At 42.9% G+C, this 16802-nt stretch carries 16 protein-coding genes, 2 pseudogenes and 1 other annotated feature; of the genes and pseudogenes, 14 read left to right on the top strand and 4 right to left on the bottom strand.

Annotated elements, in window-relative coordinates; genetic code table 11:
* Positions 1-23: 23 nt before the first annotated feature.
* The 3 genes and pseudogenes from NQ550_RS19065 to NQ550_RS22675 all read left to right on the top strand — a co-directional run.
* Positions 24-1769, top strand: coding sequence for an adenylyl-sulfate reductase subunit alpha (locus NQ550_RS19065; protein ID WP_025580836.1), 1746 nt, complete (start codon positions 24-26; stop codon positions 1767-1769).
* Complete coding sequence (locus NQ550_RS19060; protein WP_008705189.1) at positions 1766-2080, top strand: 4Fe-4S dicluster domain-containing protein; 315 nt, start codon at positions 1766-1768, stop codon at positions 2078-2080. The genes NQ550_RS19065 and NQ550_RS19060 overlap by 4 nt, the downstream gene beginning before the upstream one ends.
* 57 nt (positions 2081-2137) lie before the next feature.
* Positions 2138-2224 (top strand): annotated as a pseudogene (locus NQ550_RS22675) (DUF6783 domain-containing protein); the annotation flags it as partial.
* Here NQ550_RS22675 and NQ550_RS22670 read toward each other — a convergent pair.
* Positions 2192-2284, bottom strand: a pseudogene (locus NQ550_RS22670) (DUF6783 domain-containing protein); the annotation flags it as partial. The pseudogenes NQ550_RS22675 and NQ550_RS22670 sit on opposite strands and share 33 nt — an antisense overlap.
* Positions 2285-2329: 45 nt before the next feature.
* Here NQ550_RS22670 and cysD point away from each other — a divergent pair.
* From cysD to NQ550_RS19030, 6 genes are all read left to right on the top strand, one after another.
* A complete protein-coding gene (cysD, locus tag NQ550_RS19055; protein WP_025580835.1) occupies positions 2330-3229 on the top strand; it encodes a sulfate adenylyltransferase subunit CysD in 900 nt (299 codons plus the stop codon).
* Between the two features lies 1 nt (position 3230).
* On the top strand, positions 3231-4871 hold the full coding sequence (locus NQ550_RS19050) for a sulfate adenylyltransferase subunit 1 (protein ID WP_025580834.1): 1641 nt from the start codon (positions 3231-3233) through the stop codon (positions 4869-4871).
* Positions 4872-5028: 157 nt separating this feature from the next.
* Positions 5029-5217: a hypothetical protein gene (locus NQ550_RS19045; RefSeq protein WP_259838474.1), complete on the top strand. Its 189-nt coding sequence runs from the start codon at positions 5029-5031 to the stop codon at positions 5215-5217.
* A gap of 172 nt (positions 5218-5389) precedes the next feature.
* Positions 5390-5644, top strand: a complete 255-nt coding sequence (locus NQ550_RS19040) for a hypothetical protein (RefSeq protein WP_008705184.1) — start codon at positions 5390-5392, stop codon at positions 5642-5644.
* 78 nt (positions 5645-5722) lie between these two features.
* Positions 5723-6487: an SGNH/GDSL hydrolase family protein gene (locus tag NQ550_RS19035; protein ID WP_022380571.1), complete on the top strand. Its 765-nt coding sequence runs from the start codon at positions 5723-5725 to the stop codon at positions 6485-6487.
* 265 nt (positions 6488-6752) lie between these two features.
* Positions 6753-8270, top strand: a complete 1518-nt coding sequence (locus tag NQ550_RS19030; RefSeq protein ID WP_022380573.1) for a 4Fe-4S dicluster domain-containing protein — start codon at positions 6753-6755, stop codon at positions 8268-8270.
* 171 nt (positions 8271-8441) lie between these two features.
* Here the strand turns inward: NQ550_RS19030 and NQ550_RS19025 are convergent, their stop codons facing one another.
* From NQ550_RS19025 to NQ550_RS19015, 3 genes are all read right to left on the bottom strand, one after another.
* On the bottom strand, positions 8442-9698 hold the full coding sequence (locus NQ550_RS19025; RefSeq protein ID WP_259838470.1) for an RNA-guided endonuclease InsQ/TnpB family protein: 1257 nt from the start codon (positions 9696-9698) through the stop codon (positions 8442-8444).
* 18 nt (positions 9699-9716) lie between these two features.
* Entirely contained in the window at positions 9717-10127 is a 411-nt protein-coding gene (tnpA, locus tag NQ550_RS19020) for an IS200/IS605 family transposase (protein ID WP_025580237.1), read from the bottom strand.
* 591 nt (positions 10128-10718) lie between these two features.
* The gene (locus tag NQ550_RS19015) at positions 10719-11765 is read right to left on the bottom strand and encodes an FAD:protein FMN transferase (protein WP_081703288.1); all 1047 of its coding nucleotides are present in this window, start codon (positions 11763-11765) and stop codon (positions 10719-10721) included.
* Positions 11766-12009: 244 nt separating this feature from the next.
* On the opposite strand from NQ550_RS19015, the gene NQ550_RS19010 reads away from it, so the two are divergent.
* The 5 genes from NQ550_RS19010 (at position 12010) to NQ550_RS18990 (ending at position 16765) form a co-directional block, all read left to right on the top strand.
* On the top strand, positions 12010-12192 hold the full coding sequence (locus NQ550_RS19010) for a DUF6472 family protein (RefSeq protein ID WP_008705180.1): 183 nt from the start codon (positions 12010-12012) through the stop codon (positions 12190-12192).
* A gap of 47 nt (positions 12193-12239) precedes the next feature.
* A complete protein-coding gene (gene upp / locus NQ550_RS19005) occupies positions 12240-12869 on the top strand; it encodes a uracil phosphoribosyltransferase (protein WP_025580233.1) in 630 nt (209 codons plus the stop codon).
* A 548-nt stretch (positions 12870-13417) separates the two neighbouring features.
* Positions 13418-13560, top strand: a sequence feature (ribosomal protein L10 leader region).
* Between the two features lie 41 nt (positions 13561-13601).
* Positions 13602-14105, top strand: a complete 504-nt coding sequence (rplJ, locus tag NQ550_RS19000) for a 50S ribosomal protein L10 (protein ID WP_025580230.1) — start codon at positions 13602-13604, stop codon at positions 14103-14105.
* Positions 14106-14215: 110 nt separating this feature from the next.
* Positions 14216-14587 carry a 50S ribosomal protein L7/L12 gene (rplL, locus tag NQ550_RS18995; protein ID WP_008705176.1) on the top strand — a complete coding sequence of 124 codons (372 nt, stop codon included), beginning with the start codon at positions 14216-14218 and terminating at the stop codon, positions 14585-14587.
* 87 nt (positions 14588-14674) lie between these two features.
* Entirely contained in the window at positions 14675-16765 is a 2091-nt protein-coding gene (locus tag NQ550_RS18990) for a right-handed parallel beta-helix repeat-containing protein (RefSeq protein WP_025580228.1), read from the top strand.
* The last annotated feature ends 37 nt before the right edge of the window (positions 16766-16802 follow it).

Raw genomic sequence — 16802 nt, 5'->3', positions numbered from 1 at the left:
TATGGAGGAAAGGGTAAGAGAGAATGAGAACAGAGAGAATCAGGACAGATGTGCTGATCATCGGTGGCGGTACGGCAGGATGCTTTGCAGCCTATGTGATCGGCAAAAAAAGCGGCAGAAAAGTTCTGATCGCAGAGAAAGCGAATATTAAGCGAAGCGGATGTCTGGCGGCGGGCGTGAATGCATTGAACGCATATATTACAGAAGGCAGAGTGCCGCAGGATTATGTGGATTATGCCAAAAAGGATGCCCATGGAATCGTAAGAGAAGACCTTCTTCTTACCATGTCAGAGAGACTGAATCATGTGACAAAGGTGATGGAAGATCTGGGGCTGGTCATCCTGAAGGACGAAAACGGAAAATATGTTGCCAGAGGAAACCGAAACATCAAGATCAATGGCGAAAATATGAAGCCAATCCTTGCAAAGGCGGCAGCTGAACAGGAGAATGTTACGGTTCTCAATCATGTAAATATTACAGATTATAAAACAGAAAACAAAAAAGTCACAGGCGCAGTTGGATTTAGCGTTAATGAGGATATTTTCTATGACATTGATGCGAAAGCAGTTCTTTGTGCCACAGGTGGTGCAGCGGGACTTTACAGACCGAATAATCCGGGATTTTCCAGACATAAGATGTGGTATCCTCCGTTTAACACAGGTGCAGGATATGCAATGGGACTTCTTTCCGGTGCGGAGATGACAACCTTTGAGATGCGTTTCATTGCATTGAGATGTAAGGACACGATTGCTCCTACAGGAACTATTGCTCAGGGTGTTGGGGCCAGACAGGTCAATGCACATGGTGATATTTATGAAACAAAATATGGTCTGACAACTTCCCAGCGAGTTTACGGTACAGTCATGGAGAACAGAGAAGGAAACGGTCCATGTTATCTCAGAACGGAAGGCATTTCCAAAGAACAGGAGCAGGACCTTTATAAAGCTTACCTGAATATGGCACCGTCCCAGACTCTGAAATGGATGGAAGCCGGAAAAGGACCATCCGAAGAGAATGTAGAGATTGAGGGCACAGAACCATATATTGTAGGCGGACATACAGCCAGCGGTTACTGGGTAGATAATAACAGAGCTACAACTATTGAAGGTTTATATGCAGCCGGAGACGTAGCAGGAGGATGTCCGCAGAAATATGTAACCGGCGCACTGGCAGAAGGTGAGATCGCAGCAGAGGCGATTTTGGAATATCTGAATGGCAAAGATGATGACCGGATCGCAGCGGAAAATAAGGAAGAGGCTTTAGAGCGTGGCGGAGAACAGGAGCTGTCTCAAACTGCAATAGCTAAGAAGGCAGAATACGAATCACATTTGAATGCTTCCCGTTCTTTGATGAATGCAGAGCAGCTTGAGGAAGCCATGCAGAAGATCATGGATCAGTACGCAGGAGGAATCGGTACAGACTACAGATACAGCGGGATGAGTCTTGCAAAGGCAGATGAAAAGATCGCAGCATTGTTGCCAGTAGTTGACACTCTGGCAGCAACAGATACTTATGAACTGATGCAGATTTATGAACTTCGCGAACGACTGATCGTGTGTCAGGCAGTGATCGCACATTTGGCAGCCAGAAAGGAAACCAGATGGCATAGTTTCGGAGAGAATACAGACTACCCGCAGCAGAGCGAAGAGTGGATGAAATATGTAAACTCCCGTATGGAAAACGGCGAGATTAAGATCGTATATCGTGACCTGATCACAAAGGAAAATACAGGTTTGAATACAGCAGAGAAAGGAGCAGGTGAGAGATGAGCATTCGGATTCAGAAAAGTAAATGTGCAGGATGCGGCAGATGTATCGAAGCCTGTCCCGGAAATCTGATCAAAAAGGATAAAGAGAACAAAGCCTTTATCCGTCAGGTAAGAGACTGCTGGGGATGTACTTCCTGTATTAAGGAATGCAGGCATGATGCCATCCGCTTTTTCCTTGGAGCTGATGTGGGAGGCAGAGGTGCAAGTATGGTTGTATCAGAGAAACCGGATATTTCCACATGGACAGTGGAGAAGCCGGATGGCACTAAGATCACTATTCAGGTTAATAAGAAAGACGCTAATAAATATTAAACATAAGTATGTATTCTCAGAGTCTTTAGAGTGTGTTTGAAAAATGCTTTACGCAAGATGTGCGTCACAATTTGTGGGAGATTTTGTTCGGATGAGGGCGTCGTAGCGGGCTACGACAACCGAATTCGGACAAAATATACCGCAAAGTGGGGCGTGCAGATTGCGGGAATGATTTTTCAGACACGCTCTAGTGTATTTGCTCAAGTACGAAAAGATTCCGAGTATAAACAAACAGAGGAGGATAATGCAATGAGTAACTTATCTCATCTTGATGCGCTTGAGGCAGAGGCGATTTATATTATGCGAGAAGTAGCAGCCGAGTGTGAAAAGCCGGTTATGCTCTATTCTATAGGAAAGGACAGCTCCGTTATGCTCCATCTGGCGATGAAGGCATTTTACCCGGAGAAACCTCCATTCCCGTTCCTTCACATTGATACTACATGGAAATTCCATGAGATGATCGAATTCCGCGACAGAATCGCAAAGAAAAACGGAATTGATATGCTGGTTTACACCAATGAAGAGGGTGTAAAGGCAGGAATCAACCCATTTGACAATGGTTCTGCATATACAGATATCATGAAAACACAGGCGTTAAAACAGGCTCTGACCAAATATGGATTTACAGCGGCATTTGGAGGCGGCCGCCGTGACGAGGAGAAATCCAGAGCAAAAGAAAGAATCTTTTCTTTCCGCAATTCAGCTCAGGCATGGGATCCGAAAAACCAGAGACCGGAGATGTGGAAGCTTTATAACACTAAGATCCAGAAGGGAGAGAGTATGCGAGTATTCCCAATTTCCAACTGGACAGAAAAGGATATCTGGCAGTACATTCAGCGTGAAAATATCGAAATTGTACCGTTATATTTTGCGAAAGAAAGACCGGTCATCTACAGAGACGGAAATATCATTATGGTGGATGATGACAGATTAAAACTCCGTCCGGGTGAAAAGATTGAAAACAAAAAAGTCAGATTCCGTACTCTTGGGTGCTATCCGCTTACTGGAGGTATTGAATCTGAAGCAGATACTCTGGATGAGATTATTGATGAGACGTTAAGTGCTGTTTCTTCTGAACGTACCAGCAGGGTGATCGACCACGAGGCAGCAGGCAGCATGGAGAGAAGAAAGAGAGAGGGGTATTTCTAGAATGAAAGGATTATTGAAATTTATTACATGCGGAAGTGTGGATGATGGAAAATCCACTCTGATCGGACATATTCTTTATGATGCAAAGCTTCTCTATGCAGATCAGGAGAAAGCTCTGGAGCTGGATTCCAAAGTAGGAAGCAGAGGCGGTGCCATTGATTATTCTCTTCTTCTGGACGGTCTGATGGCAGAGCGTGAACAGGGAATTACCATTGATGTTGCATACCGTTATTTTACAACAGATAACAGAAGCTTCATTGTTGCAGATACACCCGGACATGAAGAATATACAAGAAACATGGCAGTGGGTGCGTCCTTTGCAGATCTGGCAGTTATCCTGGTGGATGCTTCACAGGGAGTACTGGTACAGACAAGACGTCATGCAAGAATCTGCGCATTGATGGGAATCCGTTACTTTGTATTTGCAGTAAACAAAATGGATCTTATTGAATATGATGAAAAACGTTTCCGCGACATTGAGAATCAGATCGCAGCACTGATAGAAGAACTGAAACTTGCCAATGTAACTATTATTCCGGTATCTGCCACAGAAGGTGATAACGTTACAACCAAATCTGACAATATGCCATGGTATAAAGGTGAGGCGCTTCTTTCCCATCTGGAAACCGTAGACATTAAGGAAGATACAGAGAAGGGCTTCTATATGCCTGTACAGAGAGTCTGCAGACCAAATCATGAGTTTCGCGGATTCCAGGGACAGATTGAAAATGGTGCCATCAGGGCAGGCGACCTTGTGACTACTCTTCCCAGTAAAGAAGAAGCTCATGTAAAGAGTATTCTTGTTGGCGATAAAGAAGTTCAGGAAGCGGTACAGGGACAGCCTGTTACCATCCAGCTTGACAGAGAAGTAGATGTTTCCCGCGGATGTGTACTTACCATTGATTCCGGCGCAGTTCTTACAGACTCTGTGGAAGCAGATATCCTCTGGATGGATGACAATGCTCTTACGGATGGCAAGAACTTCTTTGTAAAAATCGGTACAAAGATGATCCCCGGCCTGGTTACAAAGATCAATTATTCTGTGGATGTTAATACAGGTGAAAAGAAAAGCGCATATACCTTAAAGAAAAATGAGATTGCTTCCTGTACTCTGGAATTCTCAGAGAAGATCGTTGTAGACGAATTTGACAGGCACAGAACACTGGGTGAGCTGATCCTGATAGATCGTGTCACAAATATGACTTCTGCATGCGGTGTTGTGAGAAAAACCTTTGTTTCTCAGGATAGATCCCAGATCGGAAAAGTGGACGAGCAGGTTCGTGCAGGACTGAAAGGTCAGACACCGGTAGTAGTGGAATTCCCGATCGGTAAAGAAGGAATCACTCTTGATTTTGTAGAGCAGGTAGAAAAGGGACTGACTGTACTTGGAAAACATACCTATCTGTATCATCCGGCAGCGAGTGAAAACTATGCAGAAACTGTCCGCCATCTTAAGGCAGCAGGTCTGGTCGTACTTCTTGTTCTTGATGAAAATACAGCAAAAGACGAGACATTAAAGACTCTGGATGGTTTCTATGCGAACTGGCAGATTGACGGAATCACTGTGAAAGATGCGATTGATTTCGTGAAAAAGAAATCTGCATTTACAGTGCAGAGTGTACATGATGGAAATTATATCTGATTATAACAGGGCTATAAATCGCCGCAGAGACAAAGAAAGTCTCTGCGGTATTTTGTTTTCTTGACAAGTGTCGTTACAGCGGATTATACTTATTTTCAAATATTCAGAATCCATAATAATACAGACAGGAAAGATAACAGAAATATGCAAACGAACAATGAAAGTAAACAAAACCAAAAAAAGAGATGATGCTTGGAACTTTGTTTGTAATTGCTACAATCATCATCCTGGCGATACCAACGAAGAAAAGACAGAAATAAAGATGAGTGAATATCGATCAGAATGTAGAATGGGCAATTGTGAAGTGGCATTCAGATTACATATTATGCAGCAGAGTATGATATAATTCGTTTTGTATAATGGCGTCAGGATTAAGAGCATATGTAGAGCTGTGTAGCGAAGCGGATTGCGAATATCTGTTTGACTTTTGATGGGTGTACACGAGAACATTTTTTTACAGTGAAAGTTATCTGTATTATATTACAGAAGGTACTGTACAGATAATCAGGAGGTATTTTATGCGTTTGGAAAAAGTACAGGAAGCGTTAAAAACAAAGAAAATTCATTATGAATATACAGAGGAAAATGGATGCGGAAGCATCGACTTTATGTTTCGCGGTCTGAGATTCCATATATGGGAATATGAAGATCGTGTCTGGGGAGCGGAGACAAACGTGTTCGAAGCAGGCAGAAGCCAGGATATTGAAGGAGATTACGAGGAAATTATTTCCGGAGAAATCCTCTCATGGCCGGATATGCTGCCTGGGATGTAAGTATGTTACTGTTCACAGCAACACACTCCAGGGAGTTGAGATATGTGAAAAGTAACGTAAGTATTACTGCAGAAGGGAATGATATTTACGAAAAAATATAGAACCGGACAAATCGTATTAACCGCATGTATTGCAGCTGTCTGTATGTTTTCAGATGTCCATGGGGCAGAAGTGGCAGGTCCGCCGGCACCGAAATCCAAATCGGCACTGACACAAAAACCTGAAGCAACACCAATACCTGCATCTACTCCAACACCGGAGCAGGAAACTGAGACAGATAAACAGAATCCGGCAGACCAGGGAACTTTAAGCAAGCCAGACCATCCGGACACTATCTCCGCAGATAAACTGGTATTTATCGGAGATTCCAGAACAGAGGGATTGAGGGATGCGGTAAACGATGACAGCATTTGGTCCTGTCTTTCTTCTATGGGATATGACTGGATGGTATCTACAGGAGTGCCGCAGGTAGAAGATCAGATTGAGGACAATACAGCGGTTATTATCCTGATGGGTGTTAATGATCTTTATCATGTCAATGACTACATCAGTTATATTAATTCCAAAGCTGCTGAATGGGGGAACAGAGGAGCGCAGACTTATTTCGTGTCTGTAGGTCCGGTGCAGAATGATCCCTATTGCAGTAATGCGGAGATTGAAAGTTTTAACGCGGCAATGCAGGCAAGCCTGAGTGGAGTTACCTACATAGACGTATATTCCCATCTGGTATCTGAGGGATTTTCCACCGTAGACGGAACCCACTATCCGGACAGTGTGTCCGTAGATATTTATAATTATATCTTGGACCATCTGGAGGAACAGATGAGTGGAATCTGGGGATAACAACATATGAACAGCAACTTCGGGGGCGACAATTCAGCGAAAATTCTGATGTTGTGTTGAGCCTGGAAGCATTTGGTGATATGATATGCAGATAAGGAAACGGAAATGAGCGGAATTTCGTTTCTCTGTGAAGTGGCTGAAAGTTCAGCAGGAGGAAAAATGAGTGTGCTGATTGCAGCAGTGATGAAATTATAAATGGAAATTGTTCGGTGTCCCTGCATTGGATTGCCGTACAGTTATCCGAATCGAAAATCAGGAGGAAAAAATGAGAGGACTGTATTCATCCAAAACAGAAATCAGACACAAAATTTTTACAGAAATTGCGAGGATGGCATATGAAGGCCAGTCTCCGGAGATGCTGGAAGAGCTTCCCTACAAGATCGTACCCGGTGAAATTGCGACTTATCGTGACAGTATTTTTCTGGAAAGAGCGGTAGTTGGTGAGAGACTTCGCGTTGCAATGGGGATGTCACTGAGAAAGGTTACAGAGCATGCGCCAATTTCCAAAGGTGTGGAGGCCAGCGTTATTGAGGAAAAGTATTATGAACCGCCGCTTATCAATGTGATCAAGTTTGCCTGTAATTCCTGCCCTGAAAAAAGGGTAATGATCACAGAGGGCTGTCAGGGGTGCCTGGAGCATCCCTGTGTGGAAGTCTGTCCAAAGAAAGCAGTGCATATGGAAGGCGGCAGATCCCATATTGATGAAGATGCCTGTATCAAATGCGGAAAGTGTCTGGAAGCCTGTCCGTATAATGCAATCATCAAACAGGAACGTCCATGTTCAAAGGCATGTGGTATGAATGCTATTGGCTCTGATGAATATGGAAGAGCAGAGATTGATCAGGATAAATGTGTATCCTGCGGACAATGTCTGGTAAGTTGTCCGTTCAGTGCTATTGTAGACAAAGGACAGATTTTCCAGACTATTATGGCATTAAAAAGTGAAACACCGGTGTATGCAATCGTGGCGCCTGCCATTGCAGGCCAGTTTCCGGGTATGGAGAATAATAAGATACGGGGAGCATTTCAGGCACTTGGCTTTACAGATGTAAGAGAGGTTGCCGTCGGTGCAGATCTGTGCACAGTGGAGGAGGCAAAGGACTTTTTGGAAGAAGTTCCTGAGAAACTTCCTTTCATGGCTACATCCTGTTGTCCGTCCTGGTCTATGATGGCTAAGAAATTATTCCCGGAACAGGCGAAATGTATCTCTATGGCACTGACACCTATGGTTCTCACTGCAAGGCTGATCAAGCAGAAGGAACCAGATTGTAAGATCGTTTTCGTAGGTCCCTGTGCAGCCAAGAAGCTGGAAGCCAGCCGTAAGAGTATCCGCAGCTATGTGGATTTTGTGCTGACCTTCGAGGAAGTAGCAGGAATGTTTGATGCCAAAGGCGTGGACTGGAAAGATATTCCGGAAGGAGAACCACTGTTTCATGCCAGTGCTGACGGAAGAGGTTTCGCAGTCAGCGGTGGTGTGGCAGAAGCGGTTGTCCATGCGGTGAAGCGTATTGATCCTGATCGGGAAGTAAAGGTAATGAATGCAGAAGGTCTGCAGAACTGTAAGAAGATGCTCCAGATGGCCAAGATTGGTAAATATAATGGATATCTTTTGGAAGGAATGGCATGTCCGGGCGGCTGTGTAGCAGGTGCCGGTACTATCCAGACAGTTAAAAAAGCAGCAGCAGCTCTCGAAAAAATGAAGAAAGAGGCTTCGTTTACAGATGCCTATGACTCCAAATACAGAGCAAGACTGGAAAGCCTGGAGAAATTTGATGTGGAGTGAGATTCTGACTGAATCAGTGAAATCCTATATGGATTGCAAGTGTTTGAATGCAATCAGTATATAGCAGAGTGAATTACTCGGCAACTGAGTTACCAGAGCATCTGAATTAAGGCGGGATACCGCCTTTTTTCAGGGTGCATCCATGACACCACTACTGTTTGCTCTTTAGAGTTATACAGCTACTTTTATTATTTCCGGTGTTTTCAGTCCGGTTACGGACAGTTCTCTTTTTACTCCGGATACGGAGTGATATTTTCTCAGGATATTATATGCGCCTACGGCATCTGCGTTATAGGTTCTGTTTCCATCTCTGTACAACCCTCTCTCTTTCCGTTTGGACGGCTCTGCATATCTTTTCCCTACTTCCGGTGACAGTGGGCTGCACTGGCTGGTATAACTTTCTTCCTGTTTTACAAAACGGATCCCATATCTTTTCAGCTTATATTCCAGCATGATGTAGATCCTGTTATACGGCAGGCTGTGAAGCTTCTGGTTTGTCCTGTGTCCCAGGTCTTTTTCTCTCCGGATATTCCGGATATCCCCTGCAATGACACAGGTGATCCCCTGTTCCCGGCAGTATTCTGCAAGATACCTTGTGACCTTGTGCAGATAATCCGTTACTGAATCATGTTTTCTCTTATATAACTTCCTGATATGTTTTGATGTGGTCGGATGTTTGACTCCCTTTCCGGACTGCTGTCCATACCACTGGGCCTGCACCCTTGCGATCTCCTTATGGAAATATCTTTCCAATCCAAGATACTTCCTGCCCAGAATAAACGTATTCCCATTTTCAGAATCATAACACGTCATAAGGTTGTGAAGCCCCAGATCAATAGACAGTTCATGTCCGTTCTGTGGAAGTTCTTCCTGGTCAGGGACCTCATAAACAACAATAATTTTACAGCTTCCCTTCTCCGGCGGATAGATCCGCAGCTGTTTGATCTGGTCCATGCCCCTGAAAATCTTATTTTCAAGGTAAAGAAAGTTTTCATGGATCTGATATGTTTCTTCCATATATTTTTTTAATGTCTTTGGAAGGGACAGGCGGACTCTGTCCGTATCCCGCTCATGCACGATCCCCATCTGCATATAGGTAATGGGGATACTTTCCTGCTTAAACCGCGGCGGTCTGGGAGTCTCGATCCCCCCGGATCTTTTCAGGGCATAGAAAGACTTCCATGCCTTGTCCAGCAGCCTGCAGACTTCCTGGGCAGTCTGGGACGGGAGCTGTTTATACCACAGATCCTCTTTATGGGCTTTTTTCTGATAGTACCAGTCAGGATACTGCTCCATCCCTGTTTCTTTGTAATGCTGACGCTCGTAATTACAGACATTCCAGAGCTTGGATGCTGCATAGCACATATGCCCGATGAGGTTCGCATATTCCCGGCTGACCTTTATGGATGTTTTCTTTGACAGCAGCATTTCCTCTCCTCCATCGTATCAGTAAGCTTTGCTCTGATGTTCGATATACCTGCGGATATTTTCTTCCGATACAGATCCGACCGTTTCCACATAATAGGAATGGTTCCACAGCTCCCCTTTCCAAAGCTGGTTTCTTATTTCCGGAAAACGTTCGAAAAGCTTCCTGCCGGAGATCCCCTTCAGGTATTTCACGATCGCAGTTATGGATAATTTCGGAGGGGCTGACACAAAACAGTGTACATGGTCTCCTTCCCCACATTCAAACAGATGGATCGTAAAGCCCTTATCTTCTGCGATCTCCTGCACCAGTTCCTGCAGATATGCCTCGACCTCCGCATTTAATATCTTCCGCCGGTATTTCACTGACCATACCATATGGTAATTAATATTACACACACAAGTGCGGTAATGTATAAGATTTTCTTTCATGCATATAGTATACCATGATATCAAAAATTTCGCAATAAAATATCGAACATATTTTCTTTTTTATAATGCTGGATACAGCTTTTTATAGGGAGGAGAAGGGAGAAATTGAATGAAAATCATTTTGTTATTTTTATTTATTATGAGTGCAGATATGCACAGTTTGCGCTTTCATCGGTAATTGAATTGCCGAGGATTCCCGCTTATTATCCTAAAAATGAATAATCGTCAGAAGAACTGTCAGGCTGAGTGATAAGTTTAACTGAATAGGGTAAGTCCCCTGCGGAGGTTGCGAAAAGCAATAAGCAGGGGACTTTTGTCAGCTATGTACAATATTGACTTAAATCAAAAAAAGTTTCATATAAGTCATGAAATAATTAACAGTATGTTGACTGAGATTTTATAGAATAACAAATTAAGTCAAGCGAACAGGCAAAAATATTTGACTGGAAATTTACAAATTGCAAATTAGGTCAAGAAATTAGTGTGGATTGTATGACTTGAAAATCAAAATCTATTGATTAAGTCAAAACACCAGTTAATAATTGTTGATTTATATTTCTGTTTTTTCAATTTAAGTCATCAGAGACAGATTTATTCTGTTTCCGTAACTTTGATTTTTTTCTGGAAATCTCTGGTATAGTGAATCTCATAATCAGAAGTTACGAAAAATGCTTGTACATCGTCCAGAGACTCGGCCAGTTTCATGCCATCCTCCAGACCAAGAGCAAAGCAGGTCGTGCTCAGCGCATCCCCATCCACAGACTGATCGGAAATAATGGTAACTGCAATCAGCCCGTTATCATAAGGATAGCCGGTTTTAGGATTGAGCAGGTGATGATACAAAGTGCCATCTTGTTCAAAGCATCTCTCATAAATTCCTGAGGAAACCACTGACTTATCCCTGATGTCCATAACAGCAATAGTTTCGCTTCGGTCTGCAAATGGTTTCTGGATCCCGATCTTAAAAGCAGAATTGTCTGTTTTTTCGCCAATACAGAGAACATTTCCGCCAAGATTGATGATCGCACTTTTTACATTCTGAGAAACCAGATAATCCTTCAGGCGATCTGCGATATAACCCTTGGCAATGGCACCGAGTTCGATTGCAGTATCGTCTGTCTTTAATGTAATCTCATTTTTATCTGTATCAACAGAGATATTGTGATAATTACATTTGGGCAGTGCTGCCCGGATCAGACTGTCCTTGGGCACTTTTGGATTTTCAGCAGTAAAATCCCACAGAGAAGTCAGCGGTTCAATAGCAATATCAAATGCACCCTCAGATAATACAGAATAATCAAGTCCCTTAGAAACCAGCTCCGCCAGAGAAGCCGACACCTGATAAGTATCCTCTGTCCCCTTCACAGGTGTAAGTTCCCGATGGTTTAACTGATATAATTCACTGTCATCTGCGGTGCGGCTGAATATTTTCTCATACTTGTCACAAAGATTCATGCATTCTGTAAGCAGCTCTCTGTCCTGAGAATCATAGATAGTGACCGTAACTGCAGTATTCAGTTTGATCGCAGTGGCAGAGATGGGATCCTGAGAACTGGCATCCGTATTTTTGACATTTTCCGTTTTTGCCGAACATCCGGAAAAAACAGCCGGACATAATATAAGAGATGCTGCGAGCATTGAAAAAGTACAGCGTGTTATTAATTTTTTTGCAGATATATGATATAATATCATAAATGTAACCTCATAGTTATTTTATGGAATTGCTATAAGCAATAGTTCAGGGAAGAAATATCTTTTGATCCTAACACCATAGTATATCAGAAACAGCAAACTTTGCACAGGTACAAAGGCAACATAAAAAATCCAAAAGGAGATACCGGATAGAAATGAAATATGCCGGAAACAAAGAGAGGAGTAAATAATGTCCGATGCAGTAAACTGCGAATATTGTGTAAACTACAGTTATGATGACGACTATGAATGCTACACCTGTGAAATAAATCTTGACGAAGATGAAATGGTGAAGTTCATCACCGGAAACTTCAATCAGTGTCCATACTTCAAGATGGGTGACGAATACCGCATTGTACGTAAGCAGATGTAGAATTTATAAAAAGTAACAAATATTCAACTAAGCGAGGAATTAAGATAATGGAAAACGTTTATATTATGAACCATCCGCTGATCCAGCATAAAATATCCATGCTGAGAAACAAAAACACAGGAACAAATGAATTCCGTAAATTAGTAGAAGAGATTGGAATCCTCATGGGATACGAAGCTCTCCGGGATCTTCCTGTAGAAAATGTAGAAGTAGAAACCCCTATTGAAACCTGCATGACACCAATGATTTCAGGGAAAAAACTGGCGATTATCCCTGTGCTCCGCGCAGGCCTTGGAATGGTAAACAGTATTCTCACACTTGTGCCATCTGCAAAAGTAGGCCATGTAGGACTCTATCGTGATCCTGTAACCCATGAACCACACGAATACTACTGCAAACTCCCGGAAGCAATTGATGAACGAATTTCAGTGATCGTAGATCCAATGCTCGCAACCGGTGGCTCCGCAGAAGCAGCCGTTGACTTTGTCAAAAAACAGGGCGGAAAAAACATTAAATTCATGTGCATCATCGCAGCCCCTGAAGGGCTCAAACGTCTCCACGAAGCACATCCGGATGTTCAGATTTACTGTGGACATCTTGATCGTGAATTAAATGATCACGCCTACATCTGCCCAGGTCTTGGAGATGCCGGAGATCGTATCTTTGGCACAATATAAGAATAACGTGATTCGTTACATCTTATACCTATACTGTACTATACTATACTGCGCATATGAAGAACTCACCCTGCATCAATATAGCAGAAAGTTGTTTTATGATATACTGACAATTTATTACTGTTCACTCCGTTCACAGTAACGTAGCCCAAATTCATTCCAGATTGCCTGCGGCAATGGAATTTTGGCTTGTATGTCTCGGGATTTTGGCATATTCATGACAAAACACCTCGCGGGACAGTGGTGTGTGAACAGTAACGACAATTTTCCAACTACCAGCGTATGCAGGATTCTCTTTTGGGGTGAATCTTGTAGGGAGTGTAGCAACTCTTAGGCCTGCGGAATCTGCGTTATGAAAAAAGAAGGCAACTGTCTGAGCCGCAGGCGAGTTTTGCCTTCTTTTTTCATGCACTTAGCAGATTTTGCAGGCCTTAGAGTTCCTGCTCCCGAAACTGAACCCCAAAAGAGAATCCTGCTTACGCGTCCCTTAATGAAAAAATCAACAAAAAACCGAAAAAACCTCTTGACAACCCAAATCTCATATGCTATCTTATACCAGAACGCTGCCGAAGACAGTAGGTGCCGCAAGGCATAAGTTGTAAACGCCTACCGAGGACTAAGTATTCTTTATATTTTTATGTAAGATTACGCAAGCCCTACTGCCAGACAGTAAGGCTTTTTATTTACTCATTTGCAGCGGTATACAAAATCTATAAGGAGGTGTACCATTTCATGGCAAAAGTAGAACTTAAACAACCAATCGTAGACGAAATTATCAACAACGTGAAAGATGCAGAATCTGTAGTACTTGTTAACTACAGCGGTCTTACAGTTGAACAGGATACTGCTTTACGTAAGGAATTAAGAGAAGCTGGTGTTGTATACAAAGTATACAAAAACACAATGATGCATCGTGCATTCGAAGGTACTCAGTGCGAAGAACTTATCCAGCACTTACATGGAACAAACGCTATAGCAATCTCTGCTACAGACGCAACTGCTCCTGCAAGAATCCTTGATAAATTCGCAAAGAAAGCACCGGCTTTAGAATTAGTTGCAGGTATCGTTGAAGGAAACTACAACGATCAGGCAGGTATTCAGGCACTGGCTGGAATCCCGTCCAGAGAAGAACTTCTCGGCAAACTGCTTGGAAGCATCCAGTCTCCGATTACAAACTTCGCTCGTGTGCTTAATCAGATCGCTGAGAAAAACGGCTCTGAAGCAGCAGCTGAATAATTTTTGATGCCAGAGGCATAAAACGAATCTAGTAACTATTCGAAAATCACCATCCACGAGGATGCTGAAGAGTTACCGAATTAAATAATATTATATGGAGGGAATTTAAAATGGCAAAATTAACAACAGAAGAATTTATTGCAGCAATCAAAGAATTATCTGTATTAGAATTAAACGACTTAGTAAAAGCTTGTGAAGAAGAGTTTGGTGTATCCGCAGCAGCAGGTGTTGTAGTAGCAGCAGCTGGAGCAGCAGAAGCAGCAGAAGAGAAAGATGAGTTCGATGTAGAACTTGCAGAAGTTGGACCAAACAAAGTTAAAGTTATCAAAGTTGTTCGTGAAGTAACTGGCTTAGGTCTTAAAGAAGCTAAAGAAATGGTTGACGGAGCTCCTAAGGTTGTTAAAGAAGGCGCATCCAAAGCAGAAGCTGAAGATATCAAAACAAAACTTGAAGCTGAAGGCGCTAAGGTTAATCTTAAATAATTATCTTCCTATTATATATAGAAGATTTGCAAGCAGGAATGCCACTGGTATTCCTGCTTTTTTTACAGAGCCGGAGGATTACAGACTATGATGAAAAGAAAAACGGCAGTCATATTTGGTATCATCATTGCAGCCCAGCTTTGCCTGACTCCATATGCAGGTGTAAAGGTACAGGCGGCTGAACTGGAAGAAGGACAGATGTTTGAAGATTCATCAGAAGATTCAGAGACTTTTGGAGATGTGTCAATACCGGATACGCAGTCGGCAGAGAAAACTGAAGAGAATGAATTTGGGGATGACGACGGTTTCAGTGATGGAGACGTTGAAACTTTTTCTGCGGAGGATGCGGATCAGTTCCGCGAAAATATGCAGGAACTTGTGCTGAATGTGCAGGATGGAGAGGATATTACTGTAAAGTTAAATACACTGCTGGCACAGGCCAGGGACAAGGCAACGGATGAAAAGCAGTGCAAAGTTATCGTGCCACCCGGAAATTATACACTTACGGGAACTTTGCATATGTACAGCAATATCTATCTATATGCAGAGGGTGCCACGATAACAAAGACTTCACCGCGAAAAGAAATCCTGCTCCGTCTTGGCGATACAAAGAAATCTGCAGGCGGATACGAGGGATACCGTAATATAACTATCGATGGCGGAACCTGGGATTCAAACTATGAATGTGTGGAAGACAAGGGGGGACCTGGAGGGTTTGTAGGTTTTAGGATCGGTCATGCTACGAATGTTACAGTGAAGAATGTTACATTTCTTAATAACCTTAAATCGCATTTTCTGGAACTTGCAGGAGTGAAGAATGCAGAAATTACAGGATGTACGTTCAGGGGCTACTGGAAAGAGTTTACAGGCGGCGGACAGGAATGTATCCAGCTGGATGCCTGTATGCCGAGAATTTTCCCGGGATATCTTCCATATGACGGAAGTGTCTGTGAGAACATTGTGATAAAGGATAATACCTTTGAAGATGTATTTGCCGGCATTGGAAGCCACAGCATGATGTTTGATAAACCGTATAAAAATATCACGATCAGTAACAACCGGTTTAATAATCTGAAAAAGAGAGCAATATGGTGCCTGAATTATCAGGATACGGTTGTGACGGGAAATACCATGACAAATGTGGGCGGTGGTGTTTATGTGCGTTCTGTTTATACCAGAAATGCACATACTGTCAGCGGTCAGGAAGTATCTCCGGAGGGAAATCAGTACGCAGAGAATATTCTGATCGCTGATAATCAGATCACAGTTCTGGAACCAACCGTAATAGATGGCAAACAATGGAATGGATATGGAATCTGGATCACAGGCGAGGTATCTCTGGGCTCAGCAGGAGAAACTATTCCTTCTGAAGATGATGATCCTGAGAATACAGCAAATCCGACGACCAATGGAATTCCGGCGGGAAGATATATTATTCGCGGAGTTACAGCCAGAAATAATACGATCAGCGGAAATTGCGACGGAATTAAATTTTCCCTTGCAGAAGACTGTTCATGCAGGGGGAACACAGTCAGACTTTCTGATAGTCATACCTACAACAATATGGGGATCAGTGTTGCCAAGGGAAGCAATATCAGAGTTTCCTATAACAATCTTTCCGGCGGAAACGGATATGGGATTTATGCAGTCGGAACAGAGGCTTCACAGAAAATCTGCCGGATTTACGGAAATACAGTCTCCGGATTTATGAAAGATGGGATTCTGGCTTCAGGGCTTGCAGCAGGAAGCCGTATTGAACACAACAGAGTCAGTACCAGTGCGGCAAATGGCATACTTGTAAAATGTATTGATAAGAGTGTGGTTGATGGCAATTACAGTTTTAAAAATAAGGCAAGAGGAATTCTTCTGCAGAGATGTGAGTCAGCAATGGTAGCGGATAATTTTGTTTCTGAAAATGCGATCAATGGAATTGAACTCAATATAAGAAGCAATCATTCTTCTGTGCAGGGAAATGTCTGTGGTTCCAATAAAAAATCAGGTCTGCGCATTGCCGGATCAAAGGGGATTTCGGCAGACGGAAATTCCTTCCGCGGCAACAGAGGATATGCGGCGGAATTTATCCGTTCTCATATCAGCAGTTATAAAGGCAATCGTTTTGAAGAAAATGGATATTCAAATCGTATCCATGTAAGAAACAGTAAAATCCCGAAGAAATAGCGTTACTGTTCGCTCCGTTCACAGTAACGAAATAGCG

The organism is Blautia wexlerae DSM 19850 (assembly GCF_025148125.1).
GTDB classification, from domain to species: domain Bacteria; phylum Bacillota; class Clostridia; order Lachnospirales; family Lachnospiraceae; genus Blautia_A; species Blautia_A wexlerae.
Note: the sequence above shows the minus strand (reverse complement) of the source record. Positions and strands in the feature narration are given on the sequence as shown.